Annotated in this window: 20 protein-coding genes and 2 tRNA genes; 13 read left to right on the top strand and 9 right to left on the bottom strand. The window is 33.2% G+C overall.

The features are described 5' to 3' along the window. Position 1: 1 nt before the first annotated feature. On the bottom strand, positions 2-259 hold the full coding sequence (locus tag FHK87_RS16685; protein WP_140594900.1) for a hypothetical protein: 258 nt from the start codon (positions 257-259) through the stop codon (positions 2-4). 254 nt (positions 260-513) lie between these two features. On the opposite strand from FHK87_RS16685, the gene lipA reads away from it, so the two are divergent. The 3 genes from lipA to FHK87_RS16670 are packed head-to-tail and all read left to right on the top strand — an operon-like array spanning position 514 to position 4,673. Next, on the top strand, positions 514-1,386 hold the full coding sequence (lipA, locus tag FHK87_RS16680) for a lipoyl synthase (protein ID WP_140594899.1): 873 nt from the start codon (positions 514-516) through the stop codon (positions 1,384-1,386). Between the two features lie 32 nt (positions 1,387-1,418). After that, positions 1,419-2,423 carry a type I glyceraldehyde-3-phosphate dehydrogenase gene (gene gap / locus FHK87_RS16675; RefSeq protein WP_140594898.1) on the top strand — a complete coding sequence of 335 codons (1,005 nt, stop codon included), beginning with the start codon at positions 1,419-1,421 and terminating at the stop codon, positions 2,421-2,423. A 30-nt stretch (positions 2,424-2,453) separates the two neighbouring features. Continuing rightward, entirely contained in the window at positions 2,454-4,673 is a 2,220-nt protein-coding gene (locus FHK87_RS16670; protein WP_140594897.1) for a tetratricopeptide repeat-containing hybrid sensor histidine kinase/response regulator, read from the top strand. A gap of 29 nt (positions 4,674-4,702) precedes the next feature. Here FHK87_RS16670 and lpxK read toward each other — a convergent pair whose 3' ends face one another. Then, the gene (lpxK, locus tag FHK87_RS16665; RefSeq protein WP_140594896.1) at positions 4,703-5,716 is read right to left on the bottom strand and encodes a tetraacyldisaccharide 4'-kinase; all 1,014 of its coding nucleotides are present in this window, start codon (positions 5,714-5,716) and stop codon (positions 4,703-4,705) included. A 74-nt stretch (positions 5,717-5,790) separates the two neighbouring features. Between lpxK and FHK87_RS16660 the strand changes: the two genes are divergently transcribed. The 3 genes from FHK87_RS16660 (at position 5,791) to FHK87_RS16650 (ending at position 9,189) form a co-directional block, all read left to right on the top strand. Then, positions 5,791-6,885, top strand: coding sequence for a Nif3-like dinuclear metal center hexameric protein (locus FHK87_RS16660; RefSeq protein ID WP_140594895.1), 1,095 nt, complete (start codon positions 5,791-5,793; stop codon positions 6,883-6,885). A gap of 2 nt (positions 6,886-6,887) precedes the next feature. Beyond that, positions 6,888-7,664: a zinc ribbon domain-containing protein gene (locus FHK87_RS16655; RefSeq protein WP_140594894.1), complete on the top strand. Its 777-nt coding sequence runs from the start codon at positions 6,888-6,890 to the stop codon at positions 7,662-7,664. A gap of 280 nt (positions 7,665-7,944) precedes the next feature. Next, positions 7,945-9,189, top strand: coding sequence for a glycosyltransferase family 4 protein (locus FHK87_RS16650; protein ID WP_140594893.1), 1,245 nt, complete (start codon positions 7,945-7,947; stop codon positions 9,187-9,189). Between the two features lie 77 nt (positions 9,190-9,266). Here FHK87_RS16650 and rpsT read toward each other — a convergent pair whose 3' ends face one another. The 4 genes from rpsT to proS form a co-directional block, all read right to left on the bottom strand. Beyond that, positions 9,267-9,518: a 30S ribosomal protein S20 gene (rpsT, locus tag FHK87_RS16645; RefSeq protein ID WP_140594892.1), complete on the bottom strand. Its 252-nt coding sequence runs from the start codon at positions 9,516-9,518 to the stop codon at positions 9,267-9,269. 40 nt (positions 9,519-9,558) lie between these two features. Then, positions 9,559-9,630, bottom strand: a tRNA-Glu gene (locus tag FHK87_RS16640). A 65-nt stretch (positions 9,631-9,695) separates the two neighbouring features. Further along, a tRNA-Glu gene (locus tag FHK87_RS16635) sits at positions 9,696-9,767 on the bottom strand. A 75-nt stretch (positions 9,768-9,842) separates the two neighbouring features. Continuing rightward, the gene (proS, locus tag FHK87_RS16630; protein WP_140594891.1) at positions 9,843-11,321 is read right to left on the bottom strand and encodes a proline--tRNA ligase; all 1,479 of its coding nucleotides are present in this window, start codon (positions 11,319-11,321) and stop codon (positions 9,843-9,845) included. A gap of 99 nt (positions 11,322-11,420) precedes the next feature. On the opposite strand from proS, the gene FHK87_RS16625 reads away from it, so the two are divergent. After that, positions 11,421-12,557: a hypothetical protein gene (locus tag FHK87_RS16625; RefSeq protein ID WP_140594890.1), complete on the top strand. Its 1,137-nt coding sequence runs from the start codon at positions 11,421-11,423 to the stop codon at positions 12,555-12,557. Positions 12,558-12,687: 130 nt separating this feature from the next. Further along, on the top strand, positions 12,688-14,199 hold the full coding sequence (locus FHK87_RS16620) for an OmpP1/FadL family transporter (RefSeq protein WP_140594889.1): 1,512 nt from the start codon (positions 12,688-12,690) through the stop codon (positions 14,197-14,199). A gap of 93 nt (positions 14,200-14,292) precedes the next feature. Here FHK87_RS16620 and FHK87_RS16615 read toward each other — a convergent pair whose 3' ends face one another. Beyond that, complete coding sequence (locus tag FHK87_RS16615) at positions 14,293-15,783, bottom strand: T9SS type B sorting domain-containing protein (RefSeq protein ID WP_140594888.1); 1,491 nt, start codon at positions 15,781-15,783, stop codon at positions 14,293-14,295. Between the two features lie 287 nt (positions 15,784-16,070). On the opposite strand from FHK87_RS16615, the gene folE reads away from it, so the two are divergent. The 5 genes from folE (at position 16,071) to FHK87_RS16590 (ending at position 20,804) form a co-directional block, all read left to right on the top strand. Then, positions 16,071-16,748, top strand: coding sequence for a GTP cyclohydrolase I FolE (folE, locus tag FHK87_RS16610; RefSeq protein WP_140594887.1), 678 nt, complete (start codon positions 16,071-16,073; stop codon positions 16,746-16,748). Between the two features lie 40 nt (positions 16,749-16,788). Continuing rightward, on the top strand, positions 16,789-18,285 hold the full coding sequence (cysS, locus tag FHK87_RS16605; RefSeq protein ID WP_140594886.1) for a cysteine--tRNA ligase: 1,497 nt from the start codon (positions 16,789-16,791) through the stop codon (positions 18,283-18,285). Positions 18,286-18,289: 4 nt separating this feature from the next. Further along, positions 18,290-18,556 carry a membrane protein insertion efficiency factor YidD gene (gene yidD, locus FHK87_RS16600; RefSeq protein ID WP_226294294.1) on the top strand — a complete coding sequence of 89 codons (267 nt, stop codon included), beginning with the start codon at positions 18,290-18,292 and terminating at the stop codon, positions 18,554-18,556. Positions 18,557-18,641: 85 nt separating this feature from the next. Next, positions 18,642-19,574 (top strand): prolipoprotein diacylglyceryl transferase, encoded by a 933-nt coding sequence (lgt, locus tag FHK87_RS16595; protein WP_140594885.1) that lies wholly within the window; start codon positions 18,642-18,644, stop codon positions 19,572-19,574. Positions 19,575-19,718: 144 nt separating this feature from the next. Then, positions 19,719-20,804: a glycoside hydrolase family 5 protein gene (locus FHK87_RS16590; RefSeq protein ID WP_140594884.1), complete on the top strand. Its 1,086-nt coding sequence runs from the start codon at positions 19,719-19,721 to the stop codon at positions 20,802-20,804. A gap of 83 nt (positions 20,805-20,887) precedes the next feature. Here the strand turns inward: FHK87_RS16590 and prfA are convergent, their stop codons facing one another. Both prfA and FHK87_RS16580 read right to left on the bottom strand, forming a co-directional pair. After that, positions 20,888-21,964 (bottom strand): peptide chain release factor 1, encoded by a 1,077-nt coding sequence (prfA, locus tag FHK87_RS16585; protein WP_140594883.1) that lies wholly within the window; start codon positions 21,962-21,964, stop codon positions 20,888-20,890. A gap of 88 nt (positions 21,965-22,052) precedes the next feature. After that, positions 22,053-23,612: a peptide MFS transporter gene (locus FHK87_RS16580; RefSeq protein WP_140594882.1), complete on the bottom strand. Its 1,560-nt coding sequence runs from the start codon at positions 23,610-23,612 to the stop codon at positions 22,053-22,055. Positions 23,613-23,661 lie beyond the last annotated feature (49 nt).

Here is a 23,661-nt window from a genome sequence, read left to right as displayed (position 1 = left end):
ATTATCTAAGAGTAAAAGTAGTAAATCTCTTTATAACACCATATAAGGGATCGATCCACTTATCATTTATCTTTTTATCATATTTAACAAACTTTTGAACCAGCCCTTTGGGAGCAGAAATTTCTTTTTCTATTGCAGTTATATTGATATATCTTTGATTTTTAATCAACCACTTCTCTACTCTTTTCCTATTATTCTTTTGTTTTTTCAAGCTTACTAACTCTTCAGGCATGACAATAATGTTTTCTTTTTTAGTCATGATAACTATCAAAATGAAAAAAAATTTTATGTTAACGCAATTTTAACCTGATGTTAAGACTTTAATCTATTAAGGTTTTCCTATAATTCCAAAGATGTAATTTTAGTATATAAAATCACGTTTTCAAGGATAATACCTCCCTATTCTCCTTCATCATTCAATACATATGATCATATGTATACTTTGTAATTTTCATAAAATCCTAGCAGTAAATTATAAGCTTTCTTTGTATTTTTGTAAAAAACATTGCTTGTATGAATAATGAAGTTGCTACAGTAGCGCCCCCAAAGGGAAAACCAAAATGGTTACGAGTAAAATTACCAACAGGGAAAAAATATACAGAACTTAGAGGATTAGTAGATAAATATAACCTACATACAATTTGTACCTCTGGGAGCTGTCCAAATATGGGTGAATGTTGGAGCGAAGGAACAGCTACTTTCATGATATTAGGAAATATATGTACCCGATCATGTGGATTTTGTGGAGTAAAAACCGGTAGACCAGAAACGGTTGATTGGGAAGAGCCTGAAAAAGTAGCACGCTCTATAAAAATCATGAATATAAAACATGCGGTAATCACATCTGTAGATAGAGATGATCTTTTTGACGGAGGTTCTATTATATGGGCTGAGACAATTCAAGCTATTCGCAGAATGAATCCAAGCACTACTTTAGAAACATTAATTCCTGATTTCCAAGGTAAAACTAAAAATATAGACCGAATCGTAAAAGTAGGACCAGAAGTTGTTTCTCATAATATGGAAACCGTAAAACGATTGACTAGAGAAGTAAGAATCCAAGCAAAATATGAGCAGAGCCTACAAGTTTTAAAATATCTTAAAGATCAAGGTATCAATAGAACCAAAAGTGGAATAATGCTTGGTCTTGGTGAAAAAGAAGAAGAAGTTATACAAACCTTAGAAGATTTGAGAGCTGTAAATCTAGATATAGTGACTATTGGACAATACCTACAGCCAACCAAAAAACATTTACCTGTAAAACAATTCATTACTCCTGATCAGTTCAAAAAATATGAACAAATTGGTTTAGAAATGGGATTCAGACATGTTGAAAGCGGTGCATTAGTAAGATCTTCTTATAAAGCTCAAAAACACTTAACTTAATTTTTGATTTACAAAAAGAAGGAAAATTTTTAATGAATAAACCTATAAAAATTGCTATCAATGGTTTTGGTAGGATTGGTCGAAATCTCTTTAGGCTATTAGTTCACCGTAACGATATAGAAGTTGTAGTCATAAATGATCTTGCAGACTCAAAAACACTTAGTCATTTATTAAAATATGATAGTATTCATGGTGTTCTACCATATAAAGTAACATACGATGAGAATCATATCATTGTTCAAGAAAAACAAATACCGCTTCTTAATATAAAAAACCCTGAGCACTGTAATTGGGATAATTATAATGTAGATATCGTTGTCGAAGCTACTGGTAAATTTAAAACAAAGCAAGGGGCACAAAAACATTTAACAGCAGGTGCAAAAAAAGTTATTCTATCTGCTCCTCCAATAGACGACGAAATAAAAACTATTGTTTTAGGAGTAAATGAAAGTAGTATTGATGGTACAGAGAAAATAATATCAAATGCTTCTTGTACGACTAATAATGCTGCTCCTATGATCAAAGTTATTAATGAGTTTTGTGGTATTGAACAAGCCTACATAACAACTGTACATAGTTATACAACAGATCAAAGTTTACACGATCAACCTCACAAAGATTTAAGAAGAGCAAGAGCGGCTGGTCAATCTATAGTTCCAACTACTACCGGAGCAGCAAAAGCATTGACTAGAGTTTTTCCTGACTTGAGCAATGTTATTGGAGGGTGTGGTATTCGGGTTCCTGTCCCAAATGGTTCGCTAACAGATATTACATTTAATGTAAAAAAAGAAACATCAATAGAAGAAATCAATAACCAATTCAAAAAAGCCTCAGAAACATACCTAAAAGGTATTTTATCATATACAGAAGACCCTATTGTATCAATTGATATTATTGGCAATCCTCATTCATGTGTATTTGACTCACTTATGACATCTGTAATCGGTAAAATGGTAAAAATCATTGGTTGGTATGACAATGAGATAGGGTATAGTAATAGAATCATTGATTTAATTATTAACATTTATAAGAAATAACTATATTAGACAAGATATTTCAAAAGGAAAATGCCGACCCCATTAAAAAAGATACTACCAATATTATTAATTATTTGTTGTTGCTTTGGCTATTCGCAAAAAATAGAACTTAATGCAAACTACAAAATAAATGATTCTATAAATAAATATCTAACCAAAGCTTCGCAAGCAATAGACCAGGCAAGATTAGAACAAGCACTATCAAGTATTGTTCATGCAAAAGAGCTTGCTTTACAAAATAGTGATAGATTTTATATTGCTAAAACCAATATGGTACTTGCAAAACTGCATCAGGAGCTTGGGGACATTAACAAAGCAAAAGAACAGATATTAGATGCTATAGAATTTCAGAAAGAGCATGAAGACAAAGTAGAACTTGCTTATTCATTGACTATTTATGGATCTATATTAACAGAACTAAAAGAATATACTGCTGCCGAAGAAACTTTGAAAGAAGCACTTGCCCTAACAGAAAAATATGAACGAAAAGATCAAGAAGGGACAATAAAATTAGACATGGGGCTTTTAGCTTTAGCAAAAAACAACCCTGAATTAGCGATAAAACATTTTAATAGTAGTTTACCAATAATAGACTCTTTTGATCAATCTTATTCCAAAGCAAAATTATACACCAATAAAGCAAATGCGTTATTACTACTTAATAAAATTAATGAAGCAATAGTCACCAATGATTTAGCTATGCAAATTGGTGAAGAGTTCGATTATGCAGAAATTAGATCTGAGTGTTATGAATTGTATAGTAGAATTTATGAAAAAAAGGAAGATTATTTATCCTCATTAAAAAGTTTAAGAGCGCACGAAAAAATCAAAGATTCTCTTTTCAATACAAATAAAGAAATTATCGTACAAGAAGCCAGTGCAAAACTGAACCTTGATGAAAGCAATGTGCTAATTGAAGAACTTACCGAAGAAAACATACAACAACAAAAATCTTTGAAATTAGGAAGATTAACAACTATACTAAGTATAGCGCTAATCACAATCCTTTCTTTATTAACGTTATCTCTTTATAAAAACAACAATTTAAGAGCTAGAGCTAACGAATTACTTCAAAATAAAAACACAGAACTTTTACTTGCAAAAGAAAATGCAGAAAGAGCAAGCGAAGCAAAAGTGCAATTTTTATCAACTATAACTCACGAACTTAGAACACCTTTATACGCTGTTACCGGATTAACTCATTTGTTATTAGAAGAAAGCCCAACCCCTAACCAAAAAGAACATCTTAATTCTCTAAAATTTTCTGGAGAATATCTGCTTTCACTGATCAATAATATTTTAGACCTAAATAAACTCGAAGCCAATAAAGTAGAATTAGAAAGCGTATCTTTTAATTTAAAAAAGCGTATCAATGATGTTCTTATAGCATTATCAAAATCTGCAAAAGATAGAAACAACCAACTACATTACAACTTTGATGAATCTATACCATCTAAATTAAAGGGAGATCCTTTAAAAGTATCTCAGATTTTGATAAACCTAATCGGAAACTCTATAAAGTTTACTCAAAATGGAGATATATGGATTAGAGTTAACCTTATAAATCGTATTGAAAATAAAGTTTTCTTAAGTTTTGAAATTGAGGATAGCGGAGTAGGAATATCTCAGAAAAAACAACAAAGCATTTTTGAAAATTTCACACAAGGATCAGTTCAAATTAATAGAAAATTTGGAGGTACAGGTCTTGGACTCTCAATTGTAAAAAACCTATTGGCTTTAATGAACAGTGAAATAAAACTCGAAAGTGAACTTGGAAAAGGATCTAAATTTTTATTTGATTTAAAATTTGAAATTTTTGAAGATAATAGTACTGACTATTTTGAAGAAGCAAAAAAGATAAATTACAACGCTATGGCTAATAAAAGGATATTAGTTGTAGAAGACAATAAAATAAATCAACTTATTACGAGAAAAATTCTTGAAAAGAATAAAATCATTTGTGATGTAGCAGACAACGGTGATATCGCTGTACAAAAAGTAAAAGACAATACCTATGATTTGATCTTAATGGATATACATATGCCTGGAATCAGTGGTATAGAAGCTACTAAACAAATCAGAGAATTTAATACTGAAATTCCTGTGATTGCACTTACAGCTGTTACTTTGGATAACAACCTCGATGAGTTCTATGATAATGGTTTTAATGATATTATACCAAAACCATATAAAACAGAAGAGTTTTTTAGCAAGCTACATAAAGCACTTACAAAAAAGCAAACAACATAATATCAAGACATAATTAACAGTTAAAATCGCTAATAACTAGCGATGTATTCTAGAATTTGTTCATCAAATTTGCTCTTGTTTTCAAGAATATTTGTTTCTATTGGTTGATACCACAACTTATCTTTTGAAACCTTAGAACTTACTAATCTAACATAATCCTTCTCTGTAGTTATAATAATTGTTTTTTGATTCAACTCTTCAATTTCCTTAGCTGTAAAATTATGGTGGTCTTTATAGTTCAAGTGATCAAATTTTAATCCTAAACTTTGGTAATGATCCAGTAATGGCTTGGGATTAGCTATTCCTGTAACCAAAGTAAAAGATACATTCTGTAAACTTTCTATCGATTTTGTATCCACAGTGTTTGATACATAGCTACTATAAGCAATTGATGAAAAATATAATGTTTGATCCGATTCTAAATTCAGTTTTCGTTCAATCTTTTGTTTTTCTTCATTTGATAAATCTTCTGGGCATTTTGTAACCACAACTATTTTTGCTCGCTTTGCTCCTCTTATCGGCTCTCTTAAGTTTCCCGTAGGCAACATGATATCATCACTATAAAGATCATAATATGCAGTAAGTAAAATATAAAGCCCGGCTTTTACTTTACGATGCTGATAGGCATCATCTAATAGGATAAGTTCAGGTTTTTGCTCTAAAGCTCTTAGATTTGCAATACCATTACGCCTGTCTGCGTCTACAGCCACAACAATATCTTCAAACTTTTTTTTAAATTGTAAAGGTTCATCTCCTATTTCTTTTGCGGTAGCATTTCTGTTTACAATCTGAAAACCTTTGGTTTCTCTCTTATACCCCCTACTCAGCGTTGCCAATAATAGTTTTTCTTTCAACAACATAATCAAATACTCTATCATGGGAGATTTACCCGTTCCTCCAACACTTAGATTACCAACGGCTATAATAGGAAAATTATACTCTTGAGATTTTTTAAAACCTATATCGTACAATACATTTCTAAACCATGTTATCAAGTAGTAAATAGGTACAATTGGAAATAGTATTTTTCTGAATAAATTCATATCACAAAAGTATAAAACGTAACTTTGAAAATTATAGAAAGTTTTTATTCAATTTTTCTTTAAAATATTTATTGATGCAAATAAAAGAAGTTATAGAACATCTTGAAAATATGGCTCCAACAACATATGCAGAAGATTTTGACAACGTAGGATTGTTAGTTGGACAACCAAATACTGAATTAAAGGGTATTTTGGTAACCCTAGACACATTAGAAAGTGTTGTAGACGAAGCTATCGAAAAAGATTGCAATCTCATTGTTAGTTTTCATCCCATCGTATTCAAAGGCATAAAAAAGTTTAACGGATCCAATTATGTAGAAAGAGTAGTAATGAAAGCTATCAAAAACGATATTGCTATATATGCAATACATACTGCTTTAGACAACGCTTTATATGGAGTAAACGATATGATGTGTGAACAGTTAGGACTACTTAATCGTAAAATACTTATCCCACAAAGTTCAACTATAAAAAAACTAATCACTTTTGCTCCCGTACAAGAGGCAAACAACCTCAAGAATGCTCTTTTTGAAGCTGGCGCCGGTACTATTGGCAATTATGACAACTGTAGTTTTTCTTCTGAAGGAATTGGAACCTTTAGAGCATCAGAAAAAGCAAATCCATCCATCGGAGAGATTGGTAAAACACATGCTGAAAAAGAAACTCAGATTCAAGTCACTTTTCCAAAACACAATGAGAGAAAAATCATGAATGCTCTTTTTGCAAACCATTCTTATGAAGAAATAGCTTATGAAATCACAACTTTAGAAAATAAAAATCAAAATATAGGGATGGGTATGATAGGTGATTTACCAAATGCTATAGCACCTTTAGAATTTTTGCATCATATCAAAAAAGTATTTAAAACCGGATGCGTTAAACACTCTGCTATGTTAGATAAACCAATAAAAAAAGTAGCAGTTCTTGGGGGTAGCGGTAGTTTTGCTATACGCAACGCTCAAAAAGCCGGCGCAGATATTTTTATTACATCAGACTTAAAATATCATCAATTTTATGAAGCAGAAGGCAGAATTATTTTGGCCGATATTGGACATTATGAAAGCGAACAATACACAAAAAACCTAATTGTTAGCTATCTTAGAAAAAAAATCAGTAATTTTGCAATCATTTTATCGGATAAAAACACTAATCCTATTCAATATATATAGAAATGGCAAAGAAAGAAGTTACTGTCGAGCAGAAATTAAGAGCATTATATGATTTGCAATTAATAGACTCAAGAGTTGATGAGATCAGAAACGTACGCGGAGAATTACCTTTAGAGGTTGAAGATCTAGAAGATGAAGTAGCTGGATTAAATAAAAGATTAGAAAAATTAAATACCGATCTAGAAAGTATAGACGAAGGTATCAAAAACAAAAAAAATCTAATCGAAGAAGCCAAGACGCTTATCAAAAAGTATACAGAACAACAAAAAAATGTTCGTAACAATAGAGAATACAATTCTTTAAGTAAAGAAATTGAATTTCAAGAACTAGAAATACAATTAGCAGAAAAGCACATTAAAGAATTTAAAGCTCAAATCGTTCAAAAAAACGAGATCATTGATCAGACAAAAGGCAAATTATCAGAGCGAAATGAGCATTTAAATCATAAAAAAGGTGAATTAGACGCTATACTAGCTGAAACAGAAAAAGAAGAGCAATCTCTTATTGCAAAATCAGAAGATTTCCAAAAAGAAATTGAAGAACGTCTCGTAAAAGCATACAAAAGAATTCGTAATAATGTAAAAAACGGATTAGCAGTAGTACCAATTGAACGCGGTGCTTCAGGAGGTTCTTTCTTTACAATACCACCACAAGTACAGATGGAAATAGCATCTCGAAAAAAGATTATTACAGATGAACATAGTGGTAGAATTTTAGTAGATCAAGAACTTGCTCAAGAAGAAAAAGAAAAAATGAATGCATTTTTTGCTAAATTATAAAAAAGAGTATTCTAAACTTATATAGATTTTGCCTCGGTTTTTTACTGAGGCTTTTTTTTTACTAATTAGAGGTAATATTTTAGTAGTAACTTCATTCTCCACAAACATCACCTTATTACTTTATAATAAACGATTCCAAATTTCTTCAGTTATAGGAATAAAAAAATCTATTTCCAAATAACCTCTAGAAATACAGATAATACAATTAAAGAATTACACAAAACAATAAAATCACTCACATTACATAACCAAACAAAAATAATTTAAGATTTTTGTAGTAATGAATCATATACTTATCATAGGTTTTGTTTGGCCAGAACCCAATTCTTCTGCAGCAGGAAGCAGAATGTTACAACTTATAAACTTATTTCTGGATCAAAACTGGAAAATTACATTTGCTAGTCCTGCACTAGAAACCCAGCACATGACCGATTTAGAAAAATTAGGAATTTCTACTGTTAATATAAAAGTTAACGACTCTAGTTTTGACATCTTTATCAAAGAAGAAAATCCAGAAGTTGTGCTATTTGATCGATTTATAATAGAAGAACAATTTGGCTGGAGAGTAACACAACATTGCCCTAATACCATAAAAATACTTAATACAGAAGATCTTCATTGTTTAAGAAAAACGAGGCATCAGGCTCTTAAAAATGATAAGGAATTTACTCTAGAACAACTTTTAGATAATGACCATACCAAAAGAGAAATTGCAAGCATCTATAGATGTGATTTATCCCTAATTATATCAGATTTTGAACTTGAAATATTAACAAACACATTCAACATACCTTCTCAACTTCTATTTTATATCCCTTTCCTCTTAGATCCTATTACAGAAGAAATAAAAAAACAATGGCTACCATTTGAACAAAGAAAACACTTTATCACAATTGGAAACTTCAGACACGAACCTAATTGGGATAGTATTTTGTACTTAAAAAAAACAATCTGGCCTCTTATCAAAGAAGAAATTTCAAAAGAAATAGAATTACATATCTATGGTGCCTACCCTCCCCCAAAAGCTACACAACTCCAAAATTCTAGTCTAGGATTTCATATCAAAGGTTGGGCACAAAATTCAAAAACTGTATTATCACAAGCTAAAATTTGTATCGCTCCTTTGCGGTTTGGCGCAGGCATAAAAGGCAAATTAGCAGAGTCCATGCTTTGCGGAACCCCAAGTATTACTACTAGCATTGGAGCAGAAGGAATGATACATGATGATATTGATTGGAATGGATTTATAGTAGACAATCCGATACGCTTTGCAAAAGCAGCCATAAAGCTATACAATAATAAAAATTTATGGTTACAGTCCCAACAAAACGGTATTAGAATTATAAACGCAAAATTTCAGAAAAAACAATTTTCTGACAAACTATTCCAGCATATCCAAAAAATTAGTAGCAATCTTAAAAAACATCGCAACACAAACTTTATAGGTAAAATGTTGCAGTTTCACACCCTCAGAAGTACAGAGTTTATGGCCAGATGGATAGAAGCCAAAAACAAAAAAGAGTAAAAAAAGATATAAGTATTACTAATAAAAAAAGCTTTCCTAAACCGGAAAGCTTCTTATATCTATAGGGTAACTGCTATTTAAGCAAGTGCAGCTACGTGTTTAGTCAATTTAGATTTTAAATTAGCTGCTTTATTCTTGTGAATAATATTTCGCTTAGCTAATTTATCAAGCATAGAAACTACTGTAGGTAACAAAGTTTCTGCTTCTTTCTTATCAGCTTCACGTAATTTCTTTATAGCATTACGCGTAGTTTTATGCTGATATCTGTTTCTAAGACGCTTTGTCTCACTACTTCTGATTCTTTTTAATGCTGACTTATGATTTGCCATCTCTCTCTTCTATTAATACGTTTCTTATTCTAAAGATTTGTAGCCCGTAGGGGAATCGAACCCCTCTTACCAGGATGAAAACCTGGCGTCCTAGCCGATAGACGAACGGGCCATTAAAAATTTGATCCAGACTGCTAATTTATACTATTCAATTCAAATAAACAATCTAAATTGTAGTAGCCCGTAGGGGAATCGAACCCCTCTTACCAGGATGAAAACCTGGCGTCCTAGCCGATAGACGAACGGGCCATCATTTCTTAATTGCGGATGCAAAAATACAACTATTTTTTAATGCTGCAAGACTTATTGTATTTTTTTTGAATCTTAATACGCTTTCGCAAATAAAACTCTGGTTTTTGAAGGTTTACCACTATATACACAAACCCCATCTTCTGGTTTTATATCAAAAGGTATACAGCGTATTGTTGCTTTGGTAAGTTCTTTTATTTTTTGCTCTGTTTCTATAGAACCATCCCAATGTGCAGCAATAAATCCTCCTTTATCTTCTAAAACCTCTTTAAACTCTTCAAAAGTATTTACTTCTGTAATATGTTCATCTCTAAACTGGGTTGCTTTTTGATGTAAATCCTTTTGTATTTCTTTTAACAAAACAGCAACAGTATCTACAACAGTATCTTTTTCTACAAATTGTTTAGTTAACGTATCTCTACGCGCCAATTCAACAGTGCCTTTTTCAAGATCTTTTGGCCCAATAGCAATCCTAAGAGGAACACCCTGTAACTCATATTGAGCAAATTTTGCTCCTGGTCTATGTGTATCTCTATTATCAAATTTTACAGAAATTCCTCTGTCTAAAAATTTCGCCACCAAATCGTTCGCTACCTCAGAGATTTGTGTTAATTGTTCTTCTCCTTTATAAATAGGTACAATAACAACTTGTATTGGTGCTAGATTTGGAGGAAGTACTAACCCATTATCATCACTATGAGTCATAATCAAAGCTCCCATTAATCTTGTAGACACCCCCCAGGATGTAGCCCAAACATGATCTAATTTACCTTCTTTAGAAGTAAATTTTACATCAAACGCTTTTGCAAAGTTTTGTCCAAGAAAATGAGAAGTTCCCGCTTGCAAAGCTTTACCATCTTGCATAAGGGCCTCTATACAGTATGTATCTTCGGCTCCTGCAAAACGTTCACTTTCTGTTTTTCTACCTTTGATAACCGGAATTGCCATAAAATTCTCTACAAAATCGGCATATACATTATTCATCTGTTCTGTTTCTGCCAGCGCTTCATTTCTTGTTTCATGAGCGGTATGACCTTCTTGCCATAAAAATTCTGCTGTACGAAGAAACAAACGTGTTCGCATCTCCCAACGGACAACATTTGCCCACTGATTTACAAGGATTGGCAAATCTCTATAAGATTGAATCCACCCTTTATACGTATTCCAAATTATAGCCTCAGAAGTTGGCCTTACAATAAGCTCTTCTTCTAATTTTGCATTTGGATCTACAATAAGTTTAGCATCATCATTTGGATCTGTTTTTAATCGATAATGAGTAACTACTGCACACTCTTTTGCAAACCCTTCTGCATTTTTTTCCTCAGCTTCAAAAAGACTTTTAGGTACAAAAAGAGGAAAATACGCATTTTGATGACCAGTTTGTTTAAATTTTTTATCTAATTCAGCCTGCATTTTTTCCCAAATTGCATACCCATAGGGTTTAATAACCATACATCCTCTTACTGCAGAATTCTCTGCTAAGTCGGCTTTAACTACTAACTCATTATACCATTTCGAGTAATCTTCACTTCTTTTAGTTAATTTTTTGCTCATATGCTATTATTTGGCACAAATGTTGTGGCTTTGTTAAATAAAATTTATTTAGCGCAAAACTAACTAAATTTGTAATGTTCAACAATAAAATGAGAAGATATGCGACTTAAAAATTATTTTCAGAAAAATGGGAGTATCGGACTCTTATTTCTCGCCACCCTGCTTATCTTGACTTCTTGTGGCTCTTATGATTATGTTCCTTATAATGATGGTGTTTATGGTGAGGTAAGAACTAGAAGAAATGTTGAGGCTCCACCTAGACAAGAAAAGAAAAAGAAAACGAATTACTATTCAAGTTATTTTTCTGAAAAATCTGCACAGATAGACAATGCTGTAGAACAAGAAGCAATCTTTACAGATGTTGAGTCATATTCTAATGATAACTACAGCGGTTCAGATACTACTGCAGTTGCATTAAACTACTCTGAAGGACAACCTTCATGGGGCAGCAACCCTACCGAGGTCAATATAAATGTTTATGACAATGGTTGGGGATGGAACAATTGGGGTCCCGGATGGGGATTAGGTTGGAATGCCGGATGGGGATTTGGCTGGAATGCTGGATGGAATGGATGGTATGGTCCCGGAGCATGGCGTATTGGATGGGGTCCTGGATGGAATGCTGCCGGATGGGGATGGAATGGTTTTTATGGTCCTGGATGGGGATTAGGTTGGAATGCCGGATGGGGATGGGGAGGATTCTACGGCAATCGCTTTGGATGGAATCGCCCTTATCACAGATATGGAAGAGGTTATGGATATGCTTATAACAGAGAAGGTAGATATTCTACAAGAAACAGAGCCTATTATAACAACTCTAATTACAGATCAAGAAGATCAGCTTATAGCGGAAGAAGCAGTAATGCATACAGAGCAAGAAGCAGAAGTAGTTATACCAACCAACGAAGAATTTCTGCAGACTCTAGAAGTAGAAGCAGATCATCTAGTTATAGTAATAACAACTACAATAGTTCACGTTCAAGATCGTCAGTAAGTAGAAGTTCAGGATCTTCTCCTACTGCAAGGTCAAGCTCTTCTTCACGAAGTAGATCATATTCTCCTTCAAATAGCTCGTCTAGTAGAGGTAGATCATACTCCTCTGGATCAAGAAGTAGAAGTTCGGGATACTCCAGAGGAAGAAGCAGTGGATCATATCGCAGTAGCGGTTCAAGATCTTCTGGAGGCAGTAGAAGCTATAGTCGTGGTGGAAGTAGCCGAAGTCGAGGAAGAGGATAGAAACTTCTTTTATTTTCTTAGAAAAAATTAAAAATACTTATTAATTAAGCCTTAAGTATATTGATTATTTTTTAGGCGTGATGCCTATTAGATATCATCATCTTTCTTAATTATTAAACTTAAAAGTAAAATGAGAACATTATTAATGTCACTAAGCATATTATCTATGTCTTTACTTAATGCACAGGACATTACTGACGCATTACGTTATTCTCAACAAGAAATTCTTGGTACTGCTCGTTTTAGAGGAATGAGTGGAGCATTTGGTGCACTGGGAGCTGATCTTTCTGCCATACAAATTAACCCTGCTGGGTCTGCTCTGTTTTTAACCTCACATGGTTCAGTAACAATATCTACCGGGCAAATTGAAAATAATGCAAATTATTTTGGCACACTTACTAATACAGATACAAGAAATGTCAATTTAAATCAAATTGGTACAGTATTAGTTTATGATAACTTTGATAGCGAATCCTCTGGGATCAATAGATTTTCTTTTGGTATTGCATACGATCAGACCGCAGATAATGCAAATGATTTTTTTGTTTCCGGAAGAAGTTCTAATTCAATAGATAGTTTCTTTTTAGAAGAAGCGCAAGGCATACCTTTAAATTTAATTTCTAGAAGACAAGGAGAATCTGTGAGTGAGTTATATGGATTTTTAGGAGAAAATGAAGGTTATGGTGCTCAACAGGCATTTTTGGGGTATGAAACTTTTATTTTAGAAGCTAGTGATCCCGACAATACTAATGGCACATCTTATATTTCTAATATAGCTCCGGGAAATTTTGATCAAAGATATTTTTATGAGACTAGAGGTCTAAACGGAAAATTTACTCTTAATGCAGCTGCACAAATTAATCAGGATTTTTATTTGGGAGTAAATTTAAATTCGCATTTTATCAATTATGATAGAATTACAGACTTTTTTGAAGACAACAATAATGATGGAAGTACTGTAAATAATGTTGTCTTTTCAAATGAGCTGTCTACAATTGGAGCTGGTTTTTCTCTTCAGGCAGGTGCGATAGCCAAAATATCAAGAACAATAAGGGTTGGTGCTTCTTATGAATCTCCAACATGGTATTATATTGAAGAAGAAACAATACAAAGACTAGAAACAACAGGAAATGAAGGAAGAGCAATTGCGAACCCTAATATTATCAATATATTTCCTGAGTATCAACTTAGAACTCCTTCTAAACTTACGGGTAGTGTAGCTTTTGTATTTGGGCAATACGGATTAATAAGTATGGACTATTCATACAAAGACTATACAACCATGAAATTCAGTTCTGATGAAGGAATTGATTTCTCTGCTACAAATCAAGAAATAGATCGAATCTTTCAAGAAGCTTCTACCTTTAGAATAGGTACAGAATGGAAAATAGAAAATTGGAGTATCAGAGGAGGATACAGTCTACAAGAAAGCCCTTATACCGATGATAGAATTCAAGGAGAGCAAACAGGATTTTCTTTAGGAACAGGATATAACTTCGGTAAATTTAGATTTGATGTTGCTTACGATTATTTAGAACAAGAATTGAATGAAGAGTTTTTTCCCGGTTCAGGATTTGATAATGCTGCCGCAATCGACAGAGAAAGAGAAAACTTAACTTTTACACTTAGTATTAACTTTTAAGCAACTTTCCTTTATCAATCTAAGATGCATATTAAAATCTAAGCACAACGGATAAAAAAATATCCGTTGTGTTGCTATATTATAAAATCTCTATTATCTAATCAAAGAGAAATTCCCGGCAAACACCCTTCTTCTTCTGTTAGGATCTCTTGGTTCATTAAATTCAACTCTAAACCAATAATCAGAAGAAGGCATATTCCTTCCATTATAAGTACCATCCCATCCGGGGCCTCCGGGTCTAAGTTGTTTAAGAAGTTTCCCAAACCTATCAAATATGTATATTTGGGCAGATGACTGGTCTTCAATATTGATTAAACTCCAGGTGTCATGAAAACCATCTCCATTAGGAGTGAAATATTTTGGATACCCCAAAATCATAATTACATCGGATCTTTGTTCACTATCCGGACAATTAGCATATCTCGCTACGATAAAATAATCTCCCGGAGGCACATCTGAAAACACAGGAGAAGATTGAAAAGGCCTAAACTCAATAAAACCATTCCCCAAATCTCGATCCAATCTATATTCAAAATTTTCAAAATTAGCTGCAGCAACTTCATCAGTAGCCTCAACCTCTGCCGTTATAGTATAGCTCCCAGCAAATGATTCTTCTGCAATACTATATCCAACTGAAACAACAGCATTAGAAACATCTAAGACCACCAAATCATCTCTGCCTACTTCTACAGTTCTTGCAAGATCAGAATACCCTATAAGTTGATATACACCAGGTGAATTTACTTCTAAGAAAGGGACATCTCCTTCTGGTCCCGGTACAGGAGTAAAACTCGTTGTTCCGGTATTAGCTCTTTCCCAACGATATGCTATTGCATCAGGAAATCTCCCTTCTATCGTTACTGGAAATTCTGATGGACCACACACAGCTACATCCTGCCCTACTCCCGGTTCTAGAATACTACAATCCGTAGTTCCGGCATTTGTCTCATCTAAATTAGTTTGTACTAATTGGATTACTCCAGACTCATTTGCAAAATTAGTAATCAATACAATATAATACTCACCAGACTCTGCATCAGGAATTGTAAATGTTTCAGTAAAAATATCATCTTCGGGAGTTCTGGCATAACTACAATCAACGATATTAGTATTATCTCTATTTTCTATATAATAAAGTGGATCGTCAACATTGTTTACACATTCTGCAGGCCTTATATTTTCTCCATCGGCATTATTATCACATCCTCTTGACAGTATATCACAACTTACAAAAGAAGTTGGAAAAGGACCCCACGCTACAAAATCAACATCCAATTGTCTTTCTCCTCTATCCAAAGTACTATTTTCATTACCATCAACCCATTGCTGAATATCAAAAACCAACTCACCAGGCTCGTCAATACGAATAAAAAACCATGTAGGATTAGGAGTAGTATTTAAACAACCTACTTCACCAAGACCATCTAAATCTCCTATAGTATTGGGTATTGTAAGTTCTTGAGAAGCATCAGAACAAAAAGGTCTTGATGTTCTACAAGCAATATCAAAATCTTGAGCTTTTAGAGCACTGCCAAAGCACAAAAAGAGCATCAATACAGTAATTTGAGGTAAAACTTTCAACATTTTCTTATAACGTTTAATCTTTGTTTTTTGTATGTTATAGTTCAATTTGGGATTTAAATATACATAACTTCTTTAACAAAACTAATATATATAATTGTTTTACATTGGACTTACCAACTAAAACAACAAAATCGTATCTTTGCAACCCATATCATAGAGGGTAATATCATTTACATTTTGATATGTATATAAATATTTCTGAAAGTAAGGGTTTATAAAGAATTGAGACAAAGATATACTTTTACTCTTAGTATCAGAATTTTAAAATAAATCTAAAAAAAATTAGTGTGAAAATTGATAAGGCCCTTAAGGCTATTGAAGCAATAGGCGATAATCATGTAGCAACAAGTGCTACTACCCCTTTAAGAGAAGATGCTTTTAAGCTAAGTGACAAAGAAAAAATTGCTTTAATCAAAGAAGATGTAAAGCACATTATGGAAACATTAGGACTAGATCTTACAGATGATAGTTTAAAAGGTACTCCACAAAGAGTTGCCAAAATGTTTGTAAATGAAATCTTTTCTGGTCTTCATCCAGAAAGAAAACCAGACGCTTCTACCTTTGAAAACCATTATAAATATGGTGAGATGCTGGTTGAAAAAAATATTACTGTATATTCTACTTGTGAGCACCACTTGCTTCCTATCGTTGGTAGAGCTCACGTTGCTTATATTTCTAATGGAACAGTCGTTGGTTTATCCAAAATGAATCGCATTGTTGATTATTATGCAAAACGACCTCAGGTACAAGAAAGAATGACAATGCAAATTGTACAAGATTTACAAGTAGTTCTTGGAACCAAGGATGTTGCCTGCGTGATCGATGCAAAACACTTATGTGTGAACTCAAGAGGAATTAGAGATATCGAAAGCAGTACTGTAACCAGTGAGTTTGGTGGTAAATTCAAAGAAGAATCTGTAAGAAGAGAATTTTTGGATTATATCAAATTAGACACTACCTTTTAATACATCATTAACCATTATTTTCATATAAGCATCGTAAAAAATGACAGCCAATCCTTTGTACAAAACTCAAGAATTAAAACTATATAATTCTATTTCGGGACAAAAAGAAACATTTACACCAATTACCGAAGGTAATATAGGAATGTATGTTTGTGGGCCCACTGTTTATAGCAATGTACATCTTGGTAATTGTCGTACTTTTATTTCATTTGATTTAGTTTTCAGATATCTAAAACATTTAGGTTATAAAGTTAGGTATGTAAGAAACATAACAGATGCCGGGCATTTGGAAAATGATGCTGATGAAGGTGAAGATAAAGTGGCGAAAAAAGCACGATTAGAACAACTCGAACCTATGGAGATCGTGCAAAAGTACACTCTTGATTTTCATAATGTAATGTCTAAATTCAACGCTATACCACCAAGTATAGAACCAACTGCTACAGGGCATATTGTTGAACAGATAGAGATCATAAAAACAATAATTGATAATGGTTTTGCTTACGAATCTAATGGATCTGTATATTTTGATGTTCAAAAATTCAACGAAACTAACCATTATGGTAAATTAAGTGGTCGCAATCTAGAAGATATGATTGCGAACACACGAGAATTATCTGCACAAAGTGATAAAAAAAATCCTCAGGATTTTGCCCTTTGGAAAAAAGCAGAACCACAACATATCATGCGATGGCCTGCTCCATGGAGTGATGGCTTTCCGGGATGGCATTTAGAATGTACTGTAATGAGTACAAAATATCTGGGCGAAAGATTTGATATACATGGTGGAGGAATGGATTTAAAGTTTCCGCATCATGAATGTGAAATTGCGCAAGGAGAAGCAGCATGTGGTCATACACCCGTAAATTATTGGATGCACGCTAATATGCTTACTCTCAACGGTAAAAAAATGTCTAAATCAACAGGGAACACAATATCACCAGACGAACTATTTTCAGGAAACAACAGTATTCTAAATAAAGCTTTTGAACCATCTATTGTTCGGTTTTTTATGATGCAAGCACATTATAGAAGCATTTTAGACTTTTCTAATGATGCGCTGGAAGCTTCAGAAAAAGGATATTATCGATTAATGGATGCTATACAATCGTTAGAAAATTTACCGACTAGTAATGACAGCAAAGGATTTGATGCAGCAGCATGGAGAAAGGAATGCTATCAAGCTATGAATGATGATTTTAATAGCCCTATCCTTATTGCCAAATTGTTTGATGCTGTTAAGTTTATTAATACTGTTAAGGAAAACAAAGCTTCAATTTCAGAAAGTGATTTAGATATCTTAAAACAAACTATCCATGATTTTGTTTTTGATGTACTTGGTCTTGTAAATAGTAACGAAACATCTTCTGATGCAAGTGACAAACTATCTGGCACAATAGAATTACTCATCAATCTTAGAGCGGAAGCAAGAGCAAACAAAGATTTTGCTACAAGTGATAAAATTAGAGACAAACTCCTCGAGATAGGGATTCAACTTAAAGACGGTAGAGAAGGAACTACATTTTCATTAAACTAATATTTTGTTTTCTAAAATAAGCATAAAAAAAATTCTGATATTCCCTTTTGTTATTCTGGTAAAATTATATCAAAACCTGATATCACCATTAACACCGGCTACATGCAGGTATCAACCTACTTGCTCTCACTATACTATTGAAGCATTACAAAAACATGGACTTATAAAAGGAGGAATTTTATCAATCAAAAGAATTTTTAGTTGTCATCCTTGGGGAGGCAGCGGCTATGATCCGGTACCTGATTCAAATACAGATCCAAAAGAAAAATAAAATGTCTTATACTTAAAGTTTTTGTAATACAAGTTGTTTCTTTTAAATACCTATATTTACTTTTTTAAAAATTTAAAATTTATTTATGATACTCTCAAAACTTGTATGGAACCCGGTAGAAGGCATAGATCTTGGCTTCTTCGTTATTCGTTTTTACAGTTTAATGTTTGTAGTAGCATTTTCGCTAGGATGGTACTTAATGAAAAGAATTTACATACGAGAAAATATATCTATGGAAAAATTAGATTCTATATTTATATATGCTGTTGTTGCCACACTTGTTGGTGCTCGTTTAGGACATGTATTTTTCTATGATTGGGACTATTATAAAAATAATCTTTTAGAAATCATACTTCCTTTTAAATTCAAGCCAGAGTTTGAATTTATTGGTTTTCAAGGATTGGCAAGTCATGGTGCCGCAATAGGGGTTATCATAGCCATGTATTATTACTCTAAAAAAGTAGTACACAAACATATTTTATGGATATTAGACAGAATAGTAGTTCCTGTAGCATTTGGAGGCATATTTGTTCGTTTAGGCAATTTCTTTAATTCTGAAATTATCGGGAAAGAGTCAGGTGATTCTGCTTTTGGTGTAAAGTTTATCCGTGAAGGGATTAGTAAATATCAAGTAGTCAAAGAGACAGGCATCAAAAATGTAAATGATGCTTATACTGCTGTTGTAGACAACCCAAAGTTTTCCACCTTATTAGAGTCTGTACCTTACAGACATCCTGCACAGTTGTATGAAGCTTTTGGATATATTTTTGTAGCTATCATTTTATGGATTATTTACTGGAAAACAGATCGCCGCAATAATCAAGGCTTTATTTTTGGAGTATTTTTAATTCTTTTGTGGACAGTTAGATTCTTGGTTGAGTTTGTTAAAAAGAGCCAAGGAGGCTTTGAAGATTCATTGGGAGTACTATCAACAGGGCAATGGCTCAGCATACCTTTTATAGCAGCGGGAATTTATTTTATTATTCGATCGCTTAAAAAGAAAGACATCCCTTCATAATCATTTTTTTTCAAAAAAATTGTAACTCTTTAGCTTATAAATGCTTCTTTATAAAAGCACTTATTGTTTATGATTACACCTATACTAAAAAGATGCAATGGCCGTTTACTGAGATATACGTACACATAACTCACAAAGAAAAAAATGGAAAAAATCACAAAAATTATAGCACTATTTTTGATCATTTCGATGATAACAACTACTTCTTGTGAATCTGACGCTGCTACACCAGAAACAGATGAACAAGGAGAAAATAGTAGTGATAATGCTGATGAAGACGGTGATGACGAAAATGGAGAAGAAACATCTGAAAATGCTACATCTGCAGTCGAAAAACATGGACTGTTACAAGTATCAGGAAATAAAATTTTAGACAAAAATCAAGAAGCAGTTCAACTTAGAGGAATGTCTTTGTTCTGGAGTCAATGGATGGGACAATATTATACCAAAGAAGCAGTAAGTTGGTTAAAAAAAGACTGGGAGTGTAATGTCATAAGAGCTGCAATGGGTGTTGAAGATGCCGATGGATATTTATCTAATAGAGAAGTCGAAAAACAAAAAGTTTTTACTGTTATCGATGCTGCAATACAAGAAGGTATTTATGTTATTATAGATTGGCATAGTCATCATGCAGAAGACCATTTAGAAGAAGCTAAAGCATTTTTTGCTGAAGTTGCTCAGAAATATGGTGACCAGCCCAACATAATTTACGAACCTTATAACGAACCTTTACAAGCTCCATCATGGAACAGTGTTTTAAAACCTTATCATGAACAGGTAATTGCAGAGATTAGAAAATATGATCCTGATAATCTAATTATTTGCGGTACACGCACTTGGTCTCAAGATGTAGATGAAGTGATCGGAAATGAAATTAATGATAAAAATGTTGCTTATACCTTACATTATTATGCAGCTACGCACAAACAATTCCTTAGAGATAAAGCCCAAAGAGCACTCGATGCAGATATTCCACTTTTTGTTACAGAATATGGCACTACAGAAGCTAGCGGAAATGGTTTTCTTGACAAAGATGAAGCATTGGTTTGGTGGAATTTTTTAGATCAGAATAAAATTTCCTGGTGTAACTGGTCTATTGCTGACAAACAAGAAACAGCTTCTGCTCTTGAACCTGGCGCAAGCGGAACAGGAGATTGGTCAGAAAATCAAATTACAGAATCCGGCAAAATGGTACGAAATGAAATTAAAACTAAGAATCCTGAATATTAATTCTTAGATTTTAAAAACAAAAAAAGCATCATAAAAAAATTATGATGCTTTTTTTGTTTTTGATAGATAATCTTTCTAATCCGTTAGAAAACCTCGTTTGATTCTTTGAGTTTTTCTGTGTTTTCTACTAATTGAAGCTCATCTATTATCTTTTGTATATCACCATCGATAATATTTCCTAAATCATATAGTGTAAGACCAATTCTATGATCTGTAACACGACCTTGCGGATAATTATAGGTTCTAATCTTTGCTGATCGATCTCCTGAGGAAACCATACTTTTACGTTTTTCAGAATCAGCTGCTTGCTTTTTTGCCAACTCCAACTCATATAATCTAGATCGAAGTACTTTAAGTGCTTTTTCTAAATTTTTATGCGAGGACTTTTGATCCTGACAACTTACGATCATTCCAGTAGGTTCATGATGTAACTTGATTGCAGAATATGTTGTATTTACAGATTGTCCTCCCGGTCCTGTAGAAGTAGTTCTCTCAATACGAACTTCATTCATATCCAATTCTACATCAAATTCTTCTGCCTCAGGAAGCACCATAACAGTTGCAGCACTAGTATGCACACGACCTTGTGTTTCTGTCTGAGGTACTCTTTGTACACGGTGTACTCCTGCTTCAAACTTCATAGTACCATAAGCGTCTTCTCCGTTGACTTCAAAAATAATTTCTTTGTAACCACCGCTTGTTCCTTCATTAAGATCCACAACACTTGTATTCCATCCTTTACCTTCGCAATATTTGGTATACATTCTAAAAAGGTCTCCTGCAAAAATACTAGCTTCATCACCACCAGTACCAGCACGAATTTCGACCACGCAATTTTTAGCATCTTCGGGGTCTTTCGGCACTAACATAAATCGAATCTTTTCTTCTAAGGCCGGTAATTCTTCTTTAGCCTCTTCTAACTGCATTTTGGCCATTTCTACCATTTCTGCATCGCTTCCATCAGAAATAATTTCTTCAGCTTCTTTAAGATTATCTGTTAGCTCGATATATCGATCTCTCTCGTCCATAATGGCTTTGAGATCTTTGTACTCTTTATTTAATTTAATGTATCTTTTTTGATCAGCAATGATATCTGGTTGAATGATTAAATCACTCACTTCATCAAATCGTTGCTTTACAATATTTAATTTATCAATCATAGTAAATCAGTCCTGTCTGTGGATAGCTACAAAAATAAGCTTTTTTGTCCAAATTACATATGATCTGTGAGAATCTAAGGATGTTTTTCTAATGTACTCCTTCCATCAATCTTTTTATAAAAGGTGAAATCATTAGCGCAAAAACCCCTATGCCCATAGTGATCACGCCAAAATTTGAATATACCGATACATAAGAATATAATTGCAGGAATGTTTCATTTGTATTTTCATACAATACAGATTCAGACATCCCTGTTATGATTTCAGTTATTTTACCTAATACTCCTTGCGAAAACGGATTTGTTTCCCCTACTTTTACAGTAGTAAGCTTCGCTATTTTCCCAGCAAAAAAATGACCGTAAAAATTAGCAGAAAACCAAACTCCCATTATAAACGTAACGTATTGTAAGGGAGATAATTCTGTAATTTTAGAAAGTCCTATAGGTGATAAAAACAATTCACCTACGGTCACTATAAAATACCCAAAAACTAAATAAAACATTGGCGTTTTAGCAAATTCATCTACTCCTTGTGCAGAGAACCCGAAGATTACAAAACCGAGACCTAGAAACAACATTCCTAAGCCAAATTTGACAGCAGAATTTGGATTTATTCTTTTCTTATTTAAAAATGTCCATAAACCTGCAAAAGGAAAGGCTAATAGAACAATCCAAATAGAATTAATGCTATTGGTTTGCGCTGCATTGATCCCGATTAGATTTATATTTCTATCCGCAAATAATGTAATTGAACTGCCTGCTTGTTCAAAAACTGCAGCAAAAAGTGCGTATAGACCTGTAAAATAGACTGCTACCAGTAATCTTTTTCGCTCTTTAGTTGTGACCTTGATCATAATATAACCAATGTAGGTAATCAAAAATATAGACGCAATCCATACCAAATAATGTTCAAATTCATTAAATTTTATAATCAAAGCAAATAAAGGCACTGAACCCCAAGACAGCAACCAAATTAACCCTCCTCTATTGAGTCCGAATGTCTTTTTCTTGTAATGATCTATATTAGGCACTAACCCTTTGTTTCCAAAAACTGAAGATTGTGTACCTTTTTTAAACACAAATAGACCCGCCAGCATTCCTATCCCGGCAAGTAGAAACCCATAATGCCAACCGTATATTTCTGCGATCCAAGCGCAAACCAATGGAGCAATAGCTCCTCCTAAGTTAATTCCTAGATAAAAAATAGTAAATCCTGAATCTCTTCGTTTATCCCCTTCTGTATACAAAGTTCCGACCATTGTAGAAATATTAGGCTTAAAAAATCCATTTCCGACAATGATCAAAGCCAGTGATCCATAAAAAAAGACAGGGTACTCTATGGTAAGAAAAAAATGACCCGCCGCCATCAATACACCTCCTAGTATAATTGATTTTCTATATCCTAAATATTTATCCGCTATCATTCCCCCGATCATAGGTGTTACATATACCAAAGACATATATGCCGCCATAATACCAAATGACTTATCATCTGAATATAATAAACTCTTGGTCATATATAGCACCAAGAGTGCTTTCATACCATAAAAAGAAAATCTTTCCCATAATTCTGCAAAAAAAAGATACAATAATCCTTTTGGGTGACCGAATATTTCTTGAGTCTCTACATTGGCATAATTTGATTCCATATGATGTGTTTACATGATTAAAACACAAAACAGGAATAGTTTAAATACA

It is taken from the genome of Aquimarina algicola (genome assembly GCF_006443095.1).
Lineage (GTDB): Bacteria > Bacteroidota > Bacteroidia > Flavobacteriales > Flavobacteriaceae > Aquimarina > Aquimarina algicola.
Note: the sequence above shows the minus strand (reverse complement) of the source record. Positions and strands in the feature narration are given on the sequence as shown.

Excerpts from the sequence above, each read along its gene's own strand:
- FHK87_RS16625 (WP_140594890.1), top strand. The coding sequence starts at position 11,421 with ATGCGACTTAAAAATTATTTTCAGAAAAATGGGAGTATCGGACTCTTA.
- FHK87_RS16620 (WP_140594889.1), top strand. The coding sequence starts at position 12,688 with ATGAGAACATTATTAATGTCACTAAGCATATTATCTATGTCTTTACTT.
- FHK87_RS16580 (WP_140594882.1), bottom strand. The coding sequence starts at position 23,612 with ATGGAATCAAATTATGCCAATGTAGAGACTCAAGAAATATTCGGTCAC.
- cysS (WP_140594886.1), top strand. The coding sequence starts at position 16,789 with ATGACAGCCAATCCTTTGTACAAAACTCAAGAATTAAAACTATATAAT.
- FHK87_RS16685 (WP_140594900.1), bottom strand. The coding sequence starts at position 259 with ATGACTAAAAAAGAAAACATTATTGTCATGCCTGAAGAGTTAGTAAGC.
- rpsT (WP_140594892.1), bottom strand. The coding sequence starts at position 9,518 with ATGGCAAATCATAAGTCAGCATTAAAAAGAATCAGAAGTAGTGAGACA.
- prfA (WP_140594883.1), bottom strand. The coding sequence starts at position 21,964 with ATGATTGATAAATTAAATATTGTAAAGCAACGATTTGATGAAGTGAGT.
- lgt (WP_140594885.1), top strand. The coding sequence starts at position 18,642 with ATGATACTCTCAAAACTTGTATGGAACCCGGTAGAAGGCATAGATCTT.
- FHK87_RS16650 (WP_140594893.1), top strand. The coding sequence starts at position 7,945 with ATGAATCATATACTTATCATAGGTTTTGTTTGGCCAGAACCCAATTCT.
- lipA (WP_140594899.1), top strand. The coding sequence starts at position 514 with ATGAATAATGAAGTTGCTACAGTAGCGCCCCCAAAGGGAAAACCAAAA.
- gap (WP_140594898.1), top strand. The coding sequence starts at position 1,419 with ATGAATAAACCTATAAAAATTGCTATCAATGGTTTTGGTAGGATTGGT.
- FHK87_RS16660 (WP_140594895.1), top strand. The coding sequence starts at position 5,791 with ATGCAAATAAAAGAAGTTATAGAACATCTTGAAAATATGGCTCCAACA.
- FHK87_RS16590 (WP_140594884.1), top strand. The coding sequence starts at position 19,719 with ATGGAAAAAATCACAAAAATTATAGCACTATTTTTGATCATTTCGATG.
- FHK87_RS16670 (WP_140594897.1), top strand. The coding sequence starts at position 2,454 with ATGCCGACCCCATTAAAAAAGATACTACCAATATTATTAATTATTTGT.
- FHK87_RS16655 (WP_140594894.1), top strand. The coding sequence starts at position 6,888 with ATGGCAAAGAAAGAAGTTACTGTCGAGCAGAAATTAAGAGCATTATAT.
- proS (WP_140594891.1), bottom strand. The coding sequence starts at position 11,321 with ATGAGCAAAAAATTAACTAAAAGAAGTGAAGATTACTCGAAATGGTAT.
- FHK87_RS16615 (WP_140594888.1), bottom strand. The coding sequence starts at position 15,783 with ATGTTGAAAGTTTTACCTCAAATTACTGTATTGATGCTCTTTTTGTGC.
- lpxK (WP_140594896.1), bottom strand. The coding sequence starts at position 5,716 with ATGAATTTATTCAGAAAAATACTATTTCCAATTGTACCTATTTACTAC.